The 20,831-nt window shown below is 49.6% G+C and carries 14 protein-coding genes and 3 tRNA genes; 4 read left to right on the forward strand and 13 right to left on the reverse strand.

The genetic code is table 11. The annotated features are described in order from the left end of the window. Nucleotides 1–11 precede the first annotated feature (11 nt). The 3 genes from ABYK60_RS07320 to ABYK60_RS07330 form a co-directional block, all read right to left on the reverse strand. On the reverse strand, nucleotides 12–515 hold the full coding sequence (locus tag ABYK60_RS07320) for a DUF4447 family protein (protein WP_372871319.1): 504 nt from the start codon (nucleotides 513–515) through the stop codon (nucleotides 12–14). Nucleotides 516–529: 14 nt separating this feature from the next. Next, complete coding sequence (locus ABYK60_RS07325) at nucleotides 530–931, reverse strand: SMI1/KNR4 family protein (protein ID WP_126167825.1); 402 nt, start codon at nucleotides 929–931, stop codon at nucleotides 530–532. Between the two features lie 128 nt (nucleotides 932–1,059). Beyond that, nucleotides 1,060–3,147, reverse strand: coding sequence for a M13 family metallopeptidase (locus tag ABYK60_RS07330; RefSeq protein ID WP_372871320.1), 2,088 nt, complete (start codon nucleotides 3,145–3,147; stop codon nucleotides 1,060–1,062). A 224-nt stretch (nucleotides 3,148–3,371) separates the two neighbouring features. Here ABYK60_RS07330 and rsuA point away from each other — a divergent pair, with 224 nt between their 5' ends. Next, nucleotides 3,372–4,070, forward strand: coding sequence for a 16S rRNA pseudouridine(516) synthase RsuA (gene rsuA, locus ABYK60_RS07335; protein WP_372871321.1), 699 nt, complete (start codon nucleotides 3,372–3,374; stop codon nucleotides 4,068–4,070). 71 nt (nucleotides 4,071–4,141) lie between these two features. Here the strand turns inward: rsuA and ABYK60_RS07340 are convergent, their stop codons facing one another. Beyond that, on the reverse strand, nucleotides 4,142–9,160 hold the full coding sequence (locus ABYK60_RS07340; protein WP_372871322.1) for a S8 family serine peptidase: 5,019 nt from the start codon (nucleotides 9,158–9,160) through the stop codon (nucleotides 4,142–4,144). Between the two features lie 491 nt (nucleotides 9,161–9,651). Between ABYK60_RS07340 and ABYK60_RS07345 the strand changes: the two genes are divergently transcribed. Next, nucleotides 9,652–10,566, forward strand: a complete 915-nt coding sequence (locus ABYK60_RS07345; protein WP_372871323.1) for a LysR family transcriptional regulator — start codon at nucleotides 9,652–9,654, stop codon at nucleotides 10,564–10,566. Nucleotides 10,567–10,582: 16 nt separating this feature from the next. Here the strand turns inward: ABYK60_RS07345 and ABYK60_RS07350 are convergent, their stop codons facing one another. The 4 genes from ABYK60_RS07350 to ABYK60_RS07365 form a co-directional block, all read right to left on the reverse strand. Then, on the reverse strand, nucleotides 10,583–11,512 hold the full coding sequence (locus ABYK60_RS07350; RefSeq protein ID WP_372871324.1) for a DUF4097 domain-containing protein: 930 nt from the start codon (nucleotides 11,510–11,512) through the stop codon (nucleotides 10,583–10,585). Further along, the gene (locus tag ABYK60_RS07355; protein WP_372871325.1) at nucleotides 11,509–12,024 is read right to left on the reverse strand and encodes a hypothetical protein; all 516 of its coding nucleotides are present in this window, start codon (nucleotides 12,022–12,024) and stop codon (nucleotides 11,509–11,511) included. The genes ABYK60_RS07350 and ABYK60_RS07355 overlap by 4 nt, the downstream gene beginning before the upstream one ends. After that, nucleotides 12,021–12,584, reverse strand: a complete 564-nt coding sequence (locus ABYK60_RS07360; protein ID WP_372871326.1) for an RNA polymerase sigma factor — start codon at nucleotides 12,582–12,584, stop codon at nucleotides 12,021–12,023. Before ABYK60_RS07360 ends, ABYK60_RS07355 begins: the two co-directional genes overlap by 4 nt. 99 nt (nucleotides 12,585–12,683) lie before the next feature. After that, complete coding sequence (locus ABYK60_RS07365) at nucleotides 12,684–13,646, reverse strand: ornithine cyclodeaminase family protein (protein WP_372871327.1); 963 nt, start codon at nucleotides 13,644–13,646, stop codon at nucleotides 12,684–12,686. A 284-nt stretch (nucleotides 13,647–13,930) separates the two neighbouring features. On the opposite strand from ABYK60_RS07365, the gene ABYK60_RS07370 reads away from it, so the two are divergent. Then, nucleotides 13,931–15,793, forward strand: a complete 1,863-nt coding sequence (locus ABYK60_RS07370) for a methyl-accepting chemotaxis protein (protein ID WP_372871328.1) — start codon at nucleotides 13,931–13,933, stop codon at nucleotides 15,791–15,793. Nucleotides 15,794–15,905: 112 nt separating this feature from the next. Next, on the forward strand, nucleotides 15,906–17,480 hold the full coding sequence (locus ABYK60_RS07375; protein WP_372871329.1) for a diguanylate cyclase: 1,575 nt from the start codon (nucleotides 15,906–15,908) through the stop codon (nucleotides 17,478–17,480). A 138-nt stretch (nucleotides 17,481–17,618) separates the two neighbouring features. On the opposite strand, the gene ABYK60_RS07380 is transcribed toward ABYK60_RS07375, so the two are convergent. The 5 genes from ABYK60_RS07380 to ABYK60_RS07400 form a co-directional block, all read right to left on the reverse strand. Continuing rightward, nucleotides 17,619–19,247: a methyl-accepting chemotaxis protein gene (locus tag ABYK60_RS07380; RefSeq protein ID WP_372871330.1), complete on the reverse strand. Its 1,629-nt coding sequence runs from the start codon at nucleotides 19,245–19,247 to the stop codon at nucleotides 17,619–17,621. Between the two features lie 158 nt (nucleotides 19,248–19,405). Continuing rightward, nucleotides 19,406–19,492, reverse strand: a tRNA-Leu gene (locus ABYK60_RS07385). Nucleotides 19,493–19,522: 30 nt separating this feature from the next. Beyond that, nucleotides 19,523–19,609, reverse strand: a tRNA-Leu gene (locus tag ABYK60_RS07390). Nucleotides 19,610–19,660: 51 nt separating this feature from the next. Next, nucleotides 19,661–19,736, reverse strand: a tRNA-Phe gene (locus ABYK60_RS07395). 301 nt (nucleotides 19,737–20,037) lie between these two features. Then, complete coding sequence (locus ABYK60_RS07400; protein WP_372871331.1) at nucleotides 20,038–20,802, reverse strand: outer membrane protein assembly factor BamD; 765 nt, start codon at nucleotides 20,800–20,802, stop codon at nucleotides 20,038–20,040. Nucleotides 20,803–20,831: the final 29 nt, after the last annotated feature.

Raw genomic sequence — 20,831 nt, forward strand, 5'->3', positions numbered from 1 at the left:
GTAGCTGCAATTTATTTAAGCTGTGCTGCAGCCCATTTGGCGCGGCTTTCACGGCTTTCGCCGAGGCCGTTCTGCTCACGGAAGGCTTTGTAGCTCTCCACATCCAGTGGCACCAGGGTGACTTCCACGTCCAGTACCAATTGGCACTCTTTTTTGATGCGCCAGGCTGAGGTGTTGTACAGCTCCGCCAGCGGCAGAGAGCTTAAAAACTCCGGGTTGTACTGGGCATACACCGCTTGCGTGGGGTACACCACGAAGGCCAGGCGGCGCTTGGGCTCTTTTTTGAACATGGCTTCGATGCCGTCTGAGGTGTTCAGCACCTGCATCTCAATCACTTCGTCGATATCCAGCAGTTTTTTCTGTGCCAGACCGGGCGCTTCAGTGCTGCCTGCTTCCCAGGCAACCACCTCATCTTCACTGTGGCCGGTGACTGTGCCCGCCTGCGCAGGGCTCAGGCCCAGTGACAGCCTCAGGTACTGCATTTCGATGCCGTTGAGGCCAATCTCTTTTGCCATGATGGTTTCCGTAATTAACTGTTCATCCAGACGTCTTCAGCCCATTCCCAGAAGGAGTCCCACTGGTCTTCGGTGAAGTCGCCAAAGGCCCAGTAGTGTACCTGACCTTCCTGATCGATACAGTAAAAGTTATCGCCGTTCTGGCAGATGGGGATCATGGCGCGTGGCAGGCCAATGGACCAGGCGTAAGCGGCCACTTCCGGCAGGAAGGTGTGGCTTTGACGGTCGGCGGCGGTCACTGGCTCAAGGCTGCCAACAATCACGTCACTGGCGTGCAGCAGGTACTCTTTAAGTTCGGACGGCAGTGGGATCAGTATTTCTTCTTCCACGTCAATCAATTGATCAAATGAAGGCAGTTCCAGCGGTACCGGAACCTGTTCACTCATTTCTTGTAGTTGTTCGATGAGTTCATGCATTGTTTTTATTGCTCCTTGGCATAGTGAGCCGAGTATAACCATGCGCTGATATAAAAAAAAGGGCGCCCTGAGGCACCCTTGATTTGTATCAGTTTTTACTGATTTTTACCCTTGTGGGCGCGTCTGGATTACCAGATTTTCACGCGCTTTTCAGGGGCCAGATACATGGCGTCGCCTTCTTTCACATCGAAGGTGCTGTAGAACTCAGGCATGTTCGACAGGGCACCCAGGGCGCGGAACTTGGCCGGTGAGTGCGGGTCGGTGGCCACGCGGTTACGCAATGCTTCTTCTTTCATCTTGGCGCGCCATATTTGGGCAAAGCCGATGAAGAAGCGCTCGTCGCCGGTCAGACCGTCGATAACCGGAGCTTCTTTGCCGTTGAGTGACATCTTGTAGGCCTTGTAGGCGATGGTCACGCCAGACAGGTCACCGATGTTTTCGCCCAGGGTCAGCTCGCCGTTCACGTGCAGGTCGTCAAACACCTGATAGCCGTTGTACTGCTCAACCAGGGCCTTACCACGGGCAGCAAACTCCTGCAGATCCTGCTCGGTCCACCAGTCACGCATGTTGCCTTCACCGTCGAATTTGGCACCCTGGTCGTCAAAACCATGGCCCATTTCGTGGCCGATAACCGCGCCGATACCACCATAGTTCACCGCATCATCGGCTTCCATGTTGAAGAAAGGTGGCTGCAGGATAGCGGCAGGGAACACGATTTCGTTCATGGTTGGGTTGTAGTAGGCGTTCACGGTTTGTGGTGTCATGTGCCATTCATCGCGATCGATAGGGGCACCCAGTTTGGCCAGTTCTTTTTCGTGGGAAAGGGCTGATGCGCGTTTGGCATTACCCACCAGATCATCGGCCTTGATGGTCAACTTACTGTAGTCTTCCCACTTGTTGGGGTAGCCAATCTTGGGGTTGAACTTGGCCAGCTTGTCTTTGGCAGCCACCTTGGTGTCGGCACTCATCCAGGAAAGTTCATCGATGCTCTTACCGTAAGCGCCGCGCAGATTCTCGACCAAATCCTGCATGCGGGCTTTGGCTTCCGGGGTAAAATGACGCTTCACATACACCATACCAACGACTTCACCCAGCATGCCGTTGACAGAGGCTACGCCGCGCTTCCAGCGAGGCTGTTGTTCGGCCTGACCGTTCAGTGTTTTGGAGAAGAACTCAAAGTTTTCCTGATCCAGAGCTTCGGTGAGGTAACCGGCGGCGTGTGTCAGGGTTTGCCATTGCAGGTAGGTTTTCCAGCTATCCAGCGACTCACTCTTCACCAGTGCATTCAGACCTTCAACAAAGCTTGGCTGGTTGATGATGATGTCGGTTTGCTTGTCTGCGCCCAATGTAGCCAGATACAGGCCCCAGTTGATGTCGGGTGCCAGCTTTGGCAGGTCGGCAACCAGGTACTTGTTGTAGGTTTTGGTGCTGTCGCGTACATCAACCACGTTCCAGTGTGCGTTGGCGATGGCAGTTTCCAGCTTAAGTACTGTCTCTGCGGCTTCTTTTCCGCCGGTAATGCCAGCCAGTTCGTACATCTTTTCGATGTGAGCTTTAAACGCGTCGCGGATTTTCACGAAGCGCTCATCTTCGTTGAAGTAGTAATCTTTCTCTGGCAGGCTCAGACCGTATTGCCACAGGTGGGTGGCGTAGCGGCTTGAGTCTTTGGCATCCACACCAATGTAGAATGCCATTGGGGTGCCACCACCAACGATTTGGCTGTGGGCGAAAAACTTCACCAGGTCGTCAGTATTGGCAATGGCCTTGATGGCATCCAGCTCTGGCTGTATGGGGGTGATACCCAGTTTGTTCAGGGTTTCCACATCCATAAAGGCGCGGTATAAGTCGGCTACTTTCTGCTCGTCAGTGCCTTCTTTCAGGTTGGGGGTGGCGGCTACTTCATCGATGATGGCTTTTACGTCATCGCGTGACTTTTCACGCAGGTCGTAGAAGGCACCGGTGCTGGTGCGATCGCCAGGGATCTCGGTGTTCTTTTCCCAAGTGCCGTTCACATAGTCATAGAAGTCATCCTGTGGACGGATACTTTTGTCGAAATTGGCAAAATCAATACCTGAGCCCAGGGCTTTGGCAACGGCTTCAGCTGCTGCGGTTTTGGCGACTTCCGGCGCTTTGGCGTCTGCAGCTTTTTCTTGATTGCACGCGGCCAGACCCATGATGAGCGAGGCACACAATCCCCCGATGAGTACTTTTCTCATTGCTTTTCCTTGGTTGTTTTGCCTGCGCTCGATACATTTTTAAGTATTTCGTTCGGTTAACAGGCGGTTACTGTGCTTATGTCCGGCCGATATGTTAAGGCTTTTGCGGGAATGTAAACAAGGGCGGGGCCACAATAGTTTGTTAGGGGTTGTAAGCAAAATTGTCGACATTGCCTTTTAGTGTCGCCGCGGCATAATGGCGGCGAAAATTCACTGCGGAATAGATGATTGTGAGACTGGATAAATTTCTGGCTGAAACCACCGACCTGAGCCGTGGACTGGCAAAAAAAGCCATCAGCGGTGGTGATGTAACCTGCGATGGTGAGGTTGTTAAAAATCCGGCCTTCAAAGTAGCGGACGGTGCCCGGGTATGTCTTGAAGGCGAGCACCTTGAGCTGGTGGGAGTCCGTTACTTGATGCTGAATAAGCCGGTGGACACCATTTGCTCCACCCTGGACGAATACTATCCGTCGGTGATTTCTTTGCTTGATATTGCCCGCGCCGATAAATTGCATATCGCCGGCAGACTCGATGCCGATACCACCGGCCTTGTGCTTATCACTGACGATGGTCAGTGGTCCCACAAGGTTACCTCCCCAAAGCGCGACTGTGCCAAGCGCTATCGGGTGCAACTGGCCGATCCGCTGACCGCGGATTTGGTGCAGGTATTTTCCAATGGCCTGCAGCTTAATGGTGAAGAAGGGCTGACCAAGCCAGCAGTGCTTGAGATCCTGGCGGACACCGAAGCCCTGCTCAGCATTACTGAAGGCAAATACCATCAGGTAAAGCGGATGTTTGCCGCCGTGGGTAACAAGGTGGTGGGGCTGCACCGTGAAGCCATAGGCGCGATTGAGCTTGACTTGGCTCTGAAGCCGGGTGAGTGGCGTTACCTGACCGATGCAGAGGTCGCCTCCGTCAGTTGAGCGCACTCAGCGCGAACGCAAATAATGAAAAGGGCCTTCGATGAAGGCCCTTTTTGGTTCAAAGACTCAGGTTAGTGTCTGCGACGACCCGCACCCAGCAGACCGAGCAGCATCAGGCTCAGGAAGCCCAGACTACCGCCACCACTCTTGGATGGAGGTGTTGGAGTTTCCGGTGTTGGAGGTGTTGGCTCCACGCCGTCTGAGTTCACTGTCAGCGTAAAGCTGGTGGAACTCTTGTCGTTAGGGAACAAGTTATCTGCAACTGTTACTGTCACTATGGTCTCACCCCAGAAATCAGCTGCTGGTGTGATGTCAAAGGTCGCACCTGAACCGTGTCCATTGACGATGGCAGTAATGTTATCTCCGCTGACAGTGATAGTATTTTTCGATAACCCACCGTCATTGTCTGCATAGTTAACGACGATACCAGTAAGTGTGGTGTTTTCATCCATTGTCTTGTCGCTGATTGGCGAGATAATGATGTTTGAGGCCACTGCGATAACCTGTTCAACATTGGCGTTCGCGATGCCTTCCACATCACCGATTATCTTGACAGTTTGATCTACACCAAGGGCGTCGTGGGTGACCTCTGCCTTCATGTTGACAATTATCATGCTGTCACTTGGGCCGCTGATGTCGTAACAGACAACCAAGTTATCTTGTACTTTTTCAGTGAGGTTATTAAAGGCATAACTCTGGCCTGTGTAACCTTTCAGCGGGCCGTAAGTAGCGCGTGGGCCATTATAACCACGAACACCTATTGAACCTTCTCCCTTTTCGTCAGCAAAGCTAATGTTGTCATAGGCCATGATGATTTCAAATTCACCCTGCTTATGACTGGTGTTGGCTTTCAGGAATACTTGGAAGTCGTAGCTGTCATCACGTGGTGTAATGAGCTGATTCCAGCTTTCATCCCAACTTTGGTCATGGGTGGCAGCTTTGTTCCATTCGATAATGGTGTAATCATCGGCATAGGCAAGTGTGACTCCTTTCTCTTGATTGATATCCCAGCTGGGCTCATATTTGGCGAGATTCCATTTTTGTGAACCGAACATTGCCATTGGATCCGCTGCATCAAGCCCGCCCCAGAAAGGTGCGACGATAAAGTCAGGCGGAACAGAATACTCTTTTGCAGGCAGCTCCAGGTAAAAATCTCCTGGCACGGGGCTCCAAGGGTCATATTGCAGAGTATCAAGCTGTAACCAGCCCTTTGAGCTTAGGATTATTGAGTCAGTGGTAAAATAGTCCGCATTATCAAACGGCGCCATGGTGCCAGTTATTAATGGAATTTCGGTATCGTGTACCCAGTTACCCCAACCCCATTGGTTGACTTCATAGAAACTGCCCCAAGTGACATTGAAGCCGAATTTCGCCAAATCTAAATAACCACCATTAACGGGGGTGCCGTCAGGATAATCAATGTCGAGTGGTGTGCGACACATTTTATCTTCAAGGCTTGTGGTGATTTTATAGTCGGTTTTCTTATCGACAGTGTTAAGTTGGGTACTGACCAACGTAAAACCATTTTCTGTTTCGGTGAGCCCGTCAACAGTCGTCATTGAACCGGGGATTAGCTTTAACCCATTTGAGAGCGTCGCACTGAGTTCTATAGCTCGGTCATTACCAGAAAGATTAGGTTGTACTACTACACTCAAATCAACAATGTCACCGATACGCGCGGCATCCTGAGAGCTTTCGATAGACACGCTGTTGACACCACGGGTGATCTGCAGCGGTACCAGCGCGAGTGAACCATCGGCGTTATCCCCAGCGGCAATGGCTGCCGCAGAGTAGTAACGCTTACCTTGCTCCATCGCCATATTCCAGTCGATGGTCAGAGTTGAGTTAAGCTTAGCGGTCTCTTCAAAGTTAAGGCTTATCGCTGAAGTCTGCTCCTTCGGAATAATAACGTGTGCCAACTCAACTGTGTCTATGTTCTCCCATGGAAATAGTGGATAGGCGCTGAGTACCATGATGGTGTACTCGCCATCTTCAGGATTTTCCAACGCGCAGTATTCACCTTTTGTGGTCTGGCCTAACATAGAGCCACAAATTGCTTCGGACTGGTGCAGACGGCCATCGTTGTTATAGTCCCTGAAAATATAAAGGTCTGTATCCAAATACTGATTTAACGGATGATCTATTTCTGAACCGGTTCTTCCCAACAATTCTGCACGGAATACGGCGGTATTTTCCGGTACTTCCACTTTGATTGTTTTCAGGTTTGGTTTGGTCAAATCCCAATAGAACTCGTCATCAACCATCGGTGAACCAAAGCCCATACGCGGCAGGGTTACCTCGGTTACAGTGGCTTCCACCGGGGTATATGCAACGCCTGAAAGGCTTGAGCCAGGGGCACCAAAAGGCACATTTGCAATGACATACTGTGACTGATCATCGTGGGCTGTGATATTGATAGTGCTTGGCAAAGTTTTTCCGGCATATGTTGCCAAAAATGGCCAGTGACCTGCGGGAACTGTACTGTCTTCAGGAATAAACTGAATTTCTCCGGATGTGGTTTGAACTGTACCGTCGTACCAAGCCATATCCGATTCTTGGAATTTACTTGTAACAGTTAAGTCAATGGTTTCACCCGCTTTTAATGTGAAGCTGGATGGTGAAACCGTAACTTTGGCCGTTGGGTCAAGAGTAAAGTCCCAATATAATGGTGAGCGATCTGCATAGGTTGCTTCAACATTCCAGGTACCGTCACGGGTTGCTTTTACTGTGCGGATCCAGCTGCAACTTAAGCCACAGTCCTGGTTTATCAATTGTGGTAGGTTCAGCTCACGAACCTGGCCACCATTGCGTGGGTTTGCTCTGCGGAAGTTATCAGCAGTTTCATCCATGACAAGGCCGCTATTTATGGCGCGTTCGACATTTACCAGACCATGGCCAGCTCGATAAGGGCCAGCAACTTCAACCTTCTGATCAAGTGGATGCTTAGTTTTGATAGCTTGACTGTCAGCCGTCATTTGCAATGCTGACTGGACTTCGGAGGCGCTCCAGCTTGGATTGGCCTGGCGTACCAAGGCCATAACCCCTGCCACATGTGGACTTGCCATTGAAGTGCCACTGATAGCATTGTAGTTACGGGTATCAGCCTGAGGGTTCAGCGGATTTTCATCGTTCCACGCCGCGAAAATATCAACGCCGGGAGCTGCAATACCTGGCGAAAAGAGTTCGCTTATTGTGCTAGATGGTCCACGAGAAGAAAAACTGGCGAGCTGATCTGCATCATCAGGATTTATCACCCGAGTTGCGGTTGATGCTGTAATGGTGCCTTGTAAATCTGTGCCTGACTGAAGCCAAGGTTGCAGTCCTTTAATGCGCCAGTTGCCATACCATTGGGTAGCAGTGATGTGCACGCCGGGAATTGCATAAGTATCATTGGACACCTGATCACCTTCACTCCAGGTGTTGTAAAGTACAAAACCACCCGCGCCACCGGAGGCGACGTTTACGGCTTTTTCAACCCTGGCAATATCACCTCGTTCACACACAACGATGTCAGTTGCTTCAAAGGTTCCTGCTGGGAAAGGGGAGTTACAACGTGCATCACCCATATCGGCTGCAATAACAAAGCGACCCGTGAAAGCATCCGATATCCCTGCTGCGTCGAGTCTGGCAGGCATCAGGCTGGCATCTCCGCCTATGAAATTATCCAGTGCTTTGTCAGCGATCACTATTGAGCGGGCGTGGGTTGTCGCTGCCACATTTAACGCCCAAGGAGAGGTATGGTCGACAGTGTACAGGGAGTCTGTGCCATAGGCTTCCCCGGAGTTACCGGCTGATAATGCAACGGCGACTCCAGCTTCTCTGGCTGAAAGGAAAGCCATTTCGAATGCGTCATCCCATGGAAAGCTTTCGCTGCCACCAATGGACATGTTGATGACGTCAACCCCATCTTTAATGGCTTGTTCAATCGCAAAGAGCATGGCTGCTCCGGAGCAGCCACCGCTGACCATACACACTTGATAGGAGATGATGTTGGCATGTGGTGCGACCCCTGATATTTTTGGCATTTTCACGCCAATCGGGTTGCCAGGTCCGCCGCCCAGTTGTGAGCCTACGACATCGACATCATACAGAACGTTACCGGCAACGGTACTGGCAACATGGCTGCCGTGCCCCTGGAAGTCCTCACCAAATTTGGGTGCGAGGGGATTTCCCCATTCATCAACGTACTCGGCAGTTACATCTTTGTGAGTGTAAACGCCTATTAGTTTGTCGTTGCAACGATCAGCAAATTCGTCAGTGGCACAATCGCCCAAATAATTTCCGGAACCCAGAGGGTTAATGTGTTGGTAGCCATCGTCACCGACAGACGCAAAAGAAGGATGATCAGTATTTACGCCAGTATCTATGATGCCGACTATCATACCCTCGCCCTGGTATTTACCACCATCCGAGGTACTGGTGCCCTCCCAAACGCCCTTAGCGCCTATATGTTCCGGTCCAATATCAGTATGGAGTTCATATGTTTTGGAACGCTGAATGTAGGCCACTTCTGGCATGGCCGCTAACTGGATGGCCTCATCTTGTGTCATTTCTACGGTTACAGCATTGATAGCCAGGGTGAATTGTTGTTTAGCCCTGATACCTGCCTTTTGGATAAAGTTTTGTTGTTCAGACAGGAGGTGATTGCTATAGGCTGCAATTCTGCTGGCATTTGTGCCTGTTGGCTTACCGGCACTGAACAGCTTGGGCTGTTTGCTGCTGAGGCCTGTGCTATTCAAGCTCGCTTGGGTTGCCTGTAAACCCGGGATATTACCTTTGTAGGTGGCAACTGAATCGCCGTGCAACCTGACTATGTAGGTCTGTGTCCCTTTAAGGTCTTGTTCGATTTTCAGCTTTTCACTCGGCTGTTTGGCTTCGAAATGGATGTTACGCATTTCCCCCCGTCTGAGCGGTTTGGTAACTTGCGCCCCATCCTCACCCATCTTGGCTTTTGCCTGCTGCTGGGCTTGGTACAGCTCCATTACGTTAACACTTTTTATTCTTTGATTGTCGATTGCGTGAGCGCTCGACATCGCTAACGCGCCATAGATGGCACTCGTTATTGCGATCGAAATTGAGTTTAATTTCACTGTCAATCTCCTTAAGGCATGGCTTTATTGTTGTATTTTTTCTGCAAAGAACCGCTATGGCATCATTGTGGGAACGATCCCCTCAGTGCAGATAATCAAGATGCCGATGGTCTTCTGCTTTACCAATGGCTGCTGCAGTAGTTCTTTCGCCAGAGATACTCAGTGAGGTACTGAAGTAACGTCCAATGCATATTTGTTTGTTGATCGATGCATAAAAGCTATTGCTCGCCACTCAGGTAATGACAAAGTTGAAAATATGTTTCTTTTTATCATCGCGTTAGCCTTGATTAGACTCTGCAATGAGCAATGTCGCGATTTTATTGGGCTGTTACGTATTGATACAAAGGTGAGGTAAGGTGGTGGTTGTTAACAGTCTTGATACAAAGTGTAAATTTTGTCCGCTTGTCTACCATAGTCAGATTGCATAGATTGAAGGGCGGTATCCGATAAAAGTATGACTTAGAACATACCTGCGTCCCTGGGTGGTAATTATGGAATTACGACATTTACGGCATTTTCTGGTGTTGGCACAGATAAAGAATTTTAATCAGGCCGCGACCAAGCTGAATCTGGCTCAGCCTTCTCTTAGCCGTTCTATCCAGCGCATGGAGGAATTACTGGGTGTGCAGTTATTGGAACGCCATGCCCGTGGGGTTGAGTTGACCCGATTTGGCGAGCTTGTTCAGAGCCGCGGCAGTCAAATTGCCATAGAACTGGAGAGCATGGAGCGTGAGATCCGCTCGTTGAAGGGGGTTAATCGGGGCGAGTTAGTCATAGGCGCAAGCCCCTTGCCTTCATCTCACATGCTGGGGCCTGTGGTAGGACGCTTTTTATCAAAGTACCCGACCGTTAATGTCGAGCTTAAAGTTGATGGCTGGCGGGCATTGAGAGATAGGCTACAGCAGGGAGCCTTGTCATTTTTTATTGCAGAAACCCGGGTTACCGGGCTTGACCAGGACTCGGAGCTTAGCCTGGTGCCGCTGCCGCCATTCAAAGTCGTATTTTGTGTGCGAAGAGCGCATCCTTTAAGTCGTCATGAAGCGCTGACGTTGACTGAGCTGGCGAACTATCCCATGGCTATCCCAAGAGAGCTGCCCGAGCAGGTTGCTGCACAATTTGGCCAGTTGTTATCGCCACAGGGGCGTGCGAATGGTGGCTTGCTGAAATTTGATCAGTTCAGCAGTATCAAGTCGTCTCTGCCGGATTGCGATTTGATTGCTCTCATCCCGGAGTTGGGGATAAGCGAAGAGTTAAAGCGTGGTGAGCTGGTGGCTTTACCCGTAACAGATATGCCACTGCTTAATGCAAATTTCAGCGTGGTGTATTGGAGAAGGCGGGAATTGGATGAGCTGGCCTCGGCGTTTATTAGCTTCCTTGAGGCCTCACTCATCCACGAAAGACACTGATTAATCCAGAGTCACTTTAATCCAGAGTCACTTTACCGCTCAGAGTCGACAGTTCAATAATTCCTGTACCGTCACCAAGTTGCATATCCAGACTGCTTCCCGGGCCATATTTGGGTTTGCTCGGTGCATCGCCCGAGAGGTTATTGTCAATCCTGCCACCGGGACCGCCATTGATATCAACGCGTGCATTGGCAGCATCGAGCAGCTTGAGAGTGATATCACCACTGACTGATTCGCCGGATAGCTTAACATTGCCTTTGAGCGACAGTTTTGCATCACCGCTGACGGCGTTGTACTTTACCGTGCCGGCATTGGCAAGCTGGGCTTCGGTATCGCCGGAAACCTGCTCAATAAGGACCGTCTGTGCTTGAGTGGTCAGTTTAATATTGCCGCTGACCGATTTGTAATTTGCTTCGTCGCTGCTGGAGTTTTTGTCTTGAATGGTGCCTGAAACTGTTTCCATATTAACTTTTCCAGAAAGCTCGCTGGCATCTATTTCGCCGGATACAGTATTAAAGCTGACTTGACCGGTCAGGCTGGCGGCTGTGATATCGCCGGATACGGTGCCAAGCTCCACATCGCCCATCAGTCCATTCAGTTGATAATCGGCGGAGATACTTTCGGCTTTCAATGCCATACCGGCTGGTACGCTGATTTTCAGAGCTGACCCCTGACTGTTTTTGCCCTGGTAGCTCTTGGGCATTTTATCTTCCAGCAGGATCCGGCCACTTTGGCTTTCAAACACCAAACCTTCGCTGAGCTCATCCAGCGTGCCTTGCACCTGAATGGTGTTTTTATCCCAGGGGCTCAACTCAACCTGACCTCGCTGCACTTTAACTTCCAGCATTGTCTGACCGCTAAGCTCAAGGTGTTTATCCACCTTTTCGGCCGCAAACAGTGGACTTGTAAGCAGGCACAGTAATGTCAATGTGTGCAGAGTCTTCATAGGGTGTCTCCTTGTGTGGCGGCCGCTGGCAGCCTTTGTCCCTGGGTAAGAAGTTCAATTTCGCGGCGCTGGACCCAGAGCCAGAGCTGCCAAAGTTGTTTGTCATGAGGATTGGCTTTTAGCGAACCGAGTATGAGTCGTGCAGCCTCTCGCAATTCTTGAAGTCCGGCATCCACGGTCTCCTGGAATCCGGCTTTCTGCCATGCATGGCTGGATGCGGTTTCAAGGGAGGCGACTTCCTGAAAATGGGCATGCTCGATACTCTCAATCAGAGGCAGCAAACTGTTATCCACTTCCGAAGCTGGCTGCTTTAAAAGCAGGGGCAGCAATGCCAGTAAAAGACAGGCGCTCAGGGCTGCGGGCATTAGCCATCGTGGCTTGGAAGCTCGATATTCAACCTGTGGCCGGTCCAACCTTGTTGCTATTGCATCCCAGCTGCCCGCAGGTGGTGTCAGCTCTCTGGGAGCCTTTGCAATCAGTGTGTCGAGCTGTTTGTCGGCTGCATTGGTCATGACAGCATCTCCTTCATCAGTTCCCGCGCCCTGTGGTAGTGGGCCTTGCTGGTGCCGGTTGAAATCCCCAACAGACTGGCCACTTCCTCGTGGGAAAAGCCTTCAACAGCGAAGAGCACGAACACCAGTCGAGCCCGTTCCGGCAGTCTGACTATCAGGCGATCGAGCAAGAGTTCATCGTCGTGGCAAGCTTGCTCAGGGGCTTGCTGTAATTGCCAGTCCGGGATCAGACGCCCCCAAAAGCTGCGGTGCTGCTTGAGGGTGTTTAATGCCTGATTGAGCGCCAGCGAATAAAACCAGGTGCCAAACTGGCTCTCACCGCGAAACTGCGGCAGCTTGTGCCACAGGCGTACAAAACTTTCCTGCAGAATTTCATCGGCAAGGCTGGGCTCGCCGCCAAGGCGCAGTGCCAGGGCATAAATCCGTTTATGATGCCGTTGATACAGCTGTTCAAAGGCGAGCTTATCGCCGTCAGCGGCCAGCTGGGCCAGATGGCTGTCGCTGGTATCTGTTTGCTGTGTACTGGCTTGCTTGGAGATGGGGAGCACCTTGGGTTCCATCGGTCTTTGTTTGCTATTTAAGACAGATGCCCAAGATAGAAAGGTTTAGTCGGGATGCCAATTCTTTTACATCCCAACGTCAATCAGAGTTGTAATAGCTTATTTTTTCTCGCCATTTGCTTGATTAAGCTGTTGATACACAAGCCTTGCTCCGGCCAAATCGGCGAGTGCCGAACCGACGCTTTTGAACAGGGTTATCTCGGAGTCTGATTGTCTGCCGGGAATGGCACCGCTGCAAAGCTCTGCCAACTCAGCGCTTACGGAAGCGAGTTCGTAACACCCTTCGGCCACAGGCAGCAGTAATTCCCCGGCTTCGTTAAACACATTCAGGCGCGAATCGACAAAAACCTGAGCATTTATCACCAGTTCTGTATCACATTCCCTACAGTTTTTATGGTGATTGCCGACAAAATCGGTATGGGTGCCTGGCGTGACCAAGGCGCCGCTGAATAGTGGTTCGGGGCTGCCGGTGGCGCAGCTGATGATATCGGCCCAGGGTACATCCTGTTCAAGGGTCTGGCTGATGGTCACTGTCATATCTGGCCTTGCCGCCTGAATTTGCCGGCACACCTGCTCGCATTTGGCAGGGTTTCGCCCCCACACTCTGATCTCACGGATGGGTCTGACACTGGCATGCGCCAGGGCCATGAAAGGTGCCAGATTCCCCGTGCCCAACACCAGCAGTCGGGAGCTGTTCTTTCGTGCAAGATAATCGGCTGCCAGCGCCGATACGGCAGCCGTGCGCCAGTAGGTGACACTGGTGCCATCCACCAAGGCCTGCGGAGCGCCAGTTTGGCGATCAAAGAGCAATATTTGTGAGTAAAGGCTCTGAAACCCAGGATTTTTGGCAGTATTATCAGGAAGGTAAGTAAAGGCTTTAACACCAATGCTGTGGTCATCCCAGGCTGGCAGAACCGCAAAAGCATCGTGGCTGTCAGATGCCAACGGATATACCTGACGCTGGGGGATAGTCGAGGGTTGGGAAAATTGTTGTCGTAATGCCGCAATCAGGGATTCAAACGTCAGTGATTGATGAACCTGTTGAGCATCGATAACTTTCATGAAACACCTGTTTGTTAGTTTTGGTGGATATCTTGGTAGTCTTGGATATTGTATTCAATATTATCTGGTCTGTAAATTGCAGTATGTAAGTTTTACTTTGTTGAAGGAGCGCAGCTTAGAATAAGAAGCGCTATAAATTAATAGGTTAAACGAAAAAACACTTGTAATTTGCCGGATGAAAACAGAAAGTACAGGTGATGTTTTTGTTACACGGATGTGTCCATTTACCAATTTCAGGCTTAGGGTCTACAGTTAATAAGAGTGACCAACCGGGGGAGAGTAACATGCTCATTCGTCAAAAATTATTGCTCAGCGCATCGTTGTCCATAGGTGCGCTTATCGTTATGTTTATTCTTCAGCTTTACTCAGGCAAAACACAGGTGGAATTGTCTGTTGCCGCACAAACGGTTGTTGAGCTCGAAAGAGATATGTTGGAACTCAGAAAAGATGAAAAAGATTTTCTGGATCGTAAAGATTTAGCTTATGTAGATGACCATAAAAAGCATGCAGCCTCTTTGACGGATAAACTCTCTGACATGCAGTTAGTATTTGAAAAATACGATATCCCTCCTGCGGCGCTTACCAGATTTGGTACTTTGATGAACCAGTATTTGTCGCTGTTTTCTCAGGTGGTGGATATTGAGAAACAAATAGGCCTTACTCCAAAGGATGGATTATATGGTGCCTTGCGTGATGCTGTGCATAACGTAGAGACATTGCTTAAACAACACGACCAAGCTGAAATTGCTGTGCAAATGCTGCAACTGCGAAGAAATGAAAAAGATTTCATGCTACGCCGCGATGCAGCTTACCAGGACAAGTTCGAAAAAACGCTGGAGAATTTTTACTTGGCGCTGGATTTGTCGGATCTTGATGGTTCGGTAAAGGCGCAGATCCGTCAATTGATGTCTGAATTTCAGAGAAACTTCAATGCATTGATTGCAAAGGAGAAAGAGTTTGGATTGTCTAAAACCGATGGCAAGCTGGGGGAGTTGCGTTCAGTTGTAGCCGAAATCGACAAGGTCGCTTCTGAGTTGCGTGAGCTGGCTCTGGATGAGATCCATAGTGAGGAGGAGGCGGCCATAGCAATGGCGACGACTCTGTTTGCTGTCATTGCGCTGTTGGTAGCCTTTGTCACCATAATGATTATTCGGGCGATAATTACCCCAATAAACAACATTAATCAGATTATCTCCACAGTAGGACGTGATAAAAATCTGACCTTGCGTTGCGATACGGCCAGTGAAGATGAAATCGCAGAAGTTGGTATGCATTTCAATCAAATGATTGAAAGTTTTCAGCGGTTAATTCAGCAGGTCAACGAAGCGGTTGATGTGATGAATCAGTCTTGCAAAGACTTGTCTGCCAATGCCAATCGAACCTCTGAAGGTGTGATGCGTCAGTTAAATGAAACCGATATGGTTGCCACTGCCATTACAGAGATGGGGGCAACCATCGATGAGATAGCCAAAAATACAGAGTTGGCCGCTGAGCGTGCGAATCTCACTCATCTAAACGCCCAAAATGGTCAGTCAAGCGTTGAGCAGACTATTGACAGAATTCAGTCATTGGCGAACCAGTTGAATCATTCGGCATCAGTCGTTGGGGATTTGGAGCGTGACAGCGGAACTATTGGCAGTGTTTTGGATGTGATCCGCGGCATTGCTGAGCAAACTAATTTATTGGCTCTGAACGCGGCCATTGAAGCGGCAAGAGCTGGTGAACAGGGGCGTGGTTTTGCTGTTGTAGCTGATGAAGTTCGCTCACTTGCCATGCGGACTCAGGAATCTACCGAAGAGATAGCAGGAATTATTCAAACTCTGCAAACCCGCACGCGTTCAATTGTACAACTTATGGAAGCCTGTCAGCGGCAGGGCGGTGAGAGTGCTGAGCAGGCAGCTAGTGCCGGTACCATGTTGGCGCAGATTAACGCTGATGTGACCAATATTATGGATATGAGTACCCAGATAGCCGCGGCGATTGAGGAGCAAAGCTCTGTTGCGGCGGAAGTGAATAAAAATGTAGTGGTGATCCGTGACATTGCCGATGAATCATCACATTCAGCGCTGGCAAATTCCAAAGCTTCGGACGATGTTCGGGAACGGGCGCAATATCTTAAATCCGCAGTCAGTCAGTTCAGGATTTAGCCTTCAGGTCAATGAACGTGATGAATAATGAAAAGCCGCCGCAAGGCGGTTTTTTTCTGCAAAGCAGTAATTCCTGACTAAGCTTAAAGTATTAAAACTTCAGGCTATAAATATGAAGCTGAATAACTTCACCTTATTATTGGGCAGCGCCCTTACCCTGATTGCTTTTTTCACTTCGTTTTTGCTTTATGGTTTGTTTTTGCGCCCTAGCCTGACCAATGAGCTGAAGGATCAGCAACTGATGGAAGTAAAGGCCTTGCAGGCGGGAATGGAGTTTTTTCGCCAGCCGTTGACCACTTTCAGTTTTGATTACGCTGTTTGGGATGACATGGTTGACTTTGTTAATCAGCCCACCGATGAGTTTATAGCTTCCAATTTGTATGATGATGCCTTTGTAGTCGCAGGGATGGATGCGGCGCTTTTGTTTGATACTGAAGGCAATATTATTTGGTCTTATCTATCACAACCCGGCATGGTACCGGAAAGCGCCCATGAGTTTCAGAATTGGGTGGGGGCAATACTGCCCTCTGCGGCGCAGCTTGCGAGTGAGAAACCCAATAGTCGAACCGGATTGCTCAGATATGGCGCGAAAGTGATGTTTTTCAGCAACAGCGCAGTAATTCCAAGCAAAGGGCAGGGAAGGATTGTGGGCAGTTTTCTGGTGTTGAGGATAGTGGATGTATCTTTAACCGAAAAGCTCAAGGCGCTCACTTTGGTGGAATCCAGCCTTTCACTGGCCAATGCCAGACTTCACGGGCATTTACCGTCTTTTCACGGAGAGCTCAGTGTTGATGCAGTGAGGCACTCGCATCAATGGCTGATAAATGACGTCTTTGACAGCCCCGCTTTGGTGATGACTGTGCAACATCAAAAAGGGGATGTGCCATCCTTTATATCTCGTGAGTCCGGATTGATATTTTTGACATTTATGGTCGTATTGTTGGTTGGCAGTATACCTATCTCATTGTTGGTCCTTACTCCGCTTGCCAATATCAACAGAGTGCTGATGAAAATGACCTCCCGGGGTAGGATGATAAAGATAAATCAGCGATTCTTTCTGGATGAGCTGGACCGGCTTACATCGTCATTTAACCAGCTCGCCGAGATGCTTGAGCGTCATCAGAATTATCTTGAATCTCTGTCTTTGAAAGACCCTTTAACCGGCATTGCCAATCGCAGGGGCTTGGATGCGTTTGCGAGCCGCGCGCACAAGGAGTGGAGTGACGGCAAGGGGGCGATTGGTTTTTTAATGATAGATGTGGATGAGTTTAAAAAATATAACGATACACAGGGGCATGCGGCTGGTGACAAGGTTTTGCTGGCACTGGCGCAGGCATTGCTGATTGAGTGCCGCCGGAGAGGGGAATTGGTTACACGGTTTGGTGGTGAAGAGTTTTGTGTCGTTATTCAAGGTGACAATGTCACTCAAATGGAGCGCTTGGCCGAACGCATGCTGGTACGGATCCGTTCGTTGGCTATTCCTCATCCAGCCGGCCAATTTGGTTTGGTTACTATCAGTATTGGCGGAGTCTTATTTGAGCGTTTTGACAGCCAATTTAAAGATACCTCCTGGCAAGATATGCTGGTGATGGCTGATAAACAACTTTATCTGGCTAAATCTGAGGGGCGGAATCGTGTTTGTTTGCGGTTTATGCAGGCGGCCAAGTTGGTCAAAACCGTTGGATGAATTAACCAGCATCTGCAACGAGCAGCAATTACCTATAGCTTGAAATATAAAACGCCTGATGAAAAATATCAGGCGTTTTTACGTTGAAAAGATTCAATCTGCTTTACGGTTGGGCAGTTCTGAATTCGATAAAGTCTTTCAGTGCAAAACAAAGGTTCCCATCTGTTGCCGCATTTCCGTCGCCAGCCGGGAAAGCTTTGCCACAGCATTTGTCATGTTATTGGAAGCTTCGGTTGACTCCTGCGCTATGTCACTGATGGCGATAACGCTGCGATTTATACTTTCGGCAACACTGCTTTGCTCTTCGGCTGCGGTGGCTATATGGGTATTGAGCTGAGTGATAGTGTCTACCGCATTGACTATGTCGCGCAGTGCTTCCCCAGCACGATTAGTACTGATATTGGCAGCGTCGACCTGTTCTATGCCCTTTTCCATGGAGCTGACAGCACCCTTAACCCCTTGCTGTAGCGATTCGATCATGGATTCAATTTCCTGAGTAGATTCACTGGTGCGCTGTGCAAGGGTTCTTACTTCGTCAGCGACTACCGCAAAACCTCTCCCTTGTTCGCCGGCCCTTGCTGCTTCAATAGCGGCGTTAAGCGCCAGAAGATTAGTTTGTTCTGCGATGCTTTTAATAACATCAAGCACCCTGCCGATGTTCTGACTCTCAGTTGCCAATTGTCCAATCACCGAGGCAGTGCTCTGGATCTGAGTGGCGAGTGAAGACATGCTGGAAATTGATTGTTGAACGATATTATCGCCTTTTGTAGCGCTGTCGTCGGCGCTTTTGGCAGAAAGTGCTGCCGAGTTACTGCTTTGGGCAACTTCAGCCACTGCAGCGGTCATTTGGTTCATTGCTGTGGCTGTTTGTTCAGTTTCCGACTGCTGTTGATACATACGTTCGTTAGCTTGTCGGGTGTAGTCGTTAAGCTCTTCAGCTGCATCACCAAGGGTTGCTGCGGCACCGGCAATGTTTTTCAAGATGCTTTGCAAATGTTCGACCACGCCGTTGAGATCTTTGGAAATGTGCCCAAGTTCGTCTTCATGAAACACTTCAAATATAACCGTCATGTCAGATTCTTCGCGAATTTGCCGCAGCTTTCGGCGGATCTCAGTTACCGGCAGCATTACGCCACGATTCACCCAGTAACCAATCAATGAAGTGATGGCCACTGCCAAAATGGCCAAACCGGAAAACCAGAACACTGAACTTGAATGCAAAGCTTCAACATTTTCACGCTCTTCACCGGCAATCCGTATTTGAAGGCTGACAAGCTCGGCAATTTTGCCGCTGATAGGATCAATCACCTCGTACAGAGGCATGATATCGCTGGTGAGTTGGCCGTTGATATTGCCTGACATGCCGTTAAGTTTATTGTGCAGTTTGCTAATCTGTTCATTGGCTGGGCCGAAGAGCCGCTGGGCTTCGCTGGCAAGAACCCTTTCTTCGTCGGTCAGTTCAGTGGCCATGTACTTTTGCCAGCGTTCGTTGATACTTTGGCTGGCATCTGCAAGACCACTTCTTGCTTCTTCTGCTGAGAATCCACCGGCATTGGCCTTATTGATGGCATCAATTACAAAGACGGCGTAGTCATCGCCGATGAGTTTGAGATCTTCAAGTGGCACAACCCTGTCGTTGTAGATGGTCAGCACGCCATCTTCAATTTTCGACATGATAGTTAGCGAGGAGCCGCAAATGATCATCAGCAAGGTTACGGGAAGGAAAAAGCCTAGCAGCATTTTGTGTTTGATCTGCAGCTGATTCATGACACACCCCCATGAAGGGAAACCGCCGTTCCTTTATGATGGCCCTGTCATACCTTTGGTTGAACCATAAATTAAGGTATAGCAAAAAGAGGGGGACTTCGGAGGATGAATAAAAATTTCAGGCACAAAAAAACCTCGCAATAGCGAGGTTAATTTGTTGGTACAGGTGAGAAGACTTGAACTTCCACGCTCGTAAGAGCACCAGCACCTGAAGCTGGCGTGTCTACCAATTCCACCACACCTGCACTGTATTGTTAAAGACTCTTTGTGTTAATTGGTACAGGTGAGAAGACTTGAACTTCCACGCCCGTAAGGGCACCAGCACCTGAAGCTGGCGTGTCTACCAATTCCACCACACCTGCACTGTACTGCTTTGCAATTTCCCCAGTCGCCTGAGCACCTTAAGTTGAAGGTGGTGCCCGAACCCGGAATCGAACCAGGGACACGCGGATTTTCAATCCGCTGCTCTACCAACTGAGCTATTCGGGCGACGGGGTGCATTAAATAGCTTTTGCGGATTTGAGTCAACTCTTTTCTCAGGAATATTTCAAAAATACGTGTGTTTGGATAAGTTTTGCCCGAATCGTCCTGAGGGCGGTGTTTTTGTGTATTTTAATTGCGCAGCATGGCCAGTAAAGCACTTGATAAGGGCAGATTTTGGAAGATTGGAAATTGGCTGCAGTACCTATAAAGAATGCGAACTGAAAAATGAAATCTCTATTTTTGTGCCTGAGCACCCTAAAAAAACAACGCCCAGCTATTTGCCGGGCGTTGTGTAAGAGAATTCCGCTCAGTTTTGCAGCATTTCATTGTTGGGATAATTTTCCCGCATCACCATTAATACATGTGACTTCAGCTGCTCTTGTCCCAATTCATCATAGGCTTGTACCATGATTTCCAGTGCCCGCTCGGTGGACGGGGTTCCCGGGAAGCCTTCCATAACAGTTTGGGCTCTGACAGCGGCTGCACTCCAGGCATGCATCTTTACGTAGTATTCTGCAACCTGAATTGAATATCGCGCCAGGCGGTTTTTCAAGTACTGCATACGCTGACGAGCATCAGCGGCATACTTGCTGTTGGGATAAGTCTTCAGCAGGCGGTCGAAGTCCTTGAACGCGTCCATTGCATTCTTGGGGTCGCGATCGGTACGGTCGATATTCATCATATCGTGGAACAGATAACTGTCAGCCTGCATATTGACCAAGCCTCGCATATATTGCACGTAGTCAACATCTGAGTGTGTGGGGTTCAGACGCAGAAAGCGGTCGATATTGGCAAGAGCCTGTGGTGCATCATCCAACTTATAATAGGCGTAGATCAGATCCAGTTGCACCTGGGTTTTGTGCGGACCAAAGGGAAAGCGGGAGTCCAGGGCCTCCAGGTTTTTTACCGCTTTGGAGAAATTTCCGAGTTCCATGGAGGTTCTGGCCTGAGCATAAAGAGCCTCGGGCGACTTCTGACTCAGTACGACATCTTCCTGACTTCCTGTGCTGCTACAAGCACCTAAGACCAGAGCTAACAAGGCAACGGCCGAGCCTTTGGCAATTTTTGACATACGCTAATTCAATTCTTTTGAAGTTATAG

The organism is Shewanella sp., assembly GCF_041630135.1.
Taxonomy (GTDB): Bacteria; Pseudomonadota; Gammaproteobacteria; order Enterobacterales; family Shewanellaceae; genus Shewanella.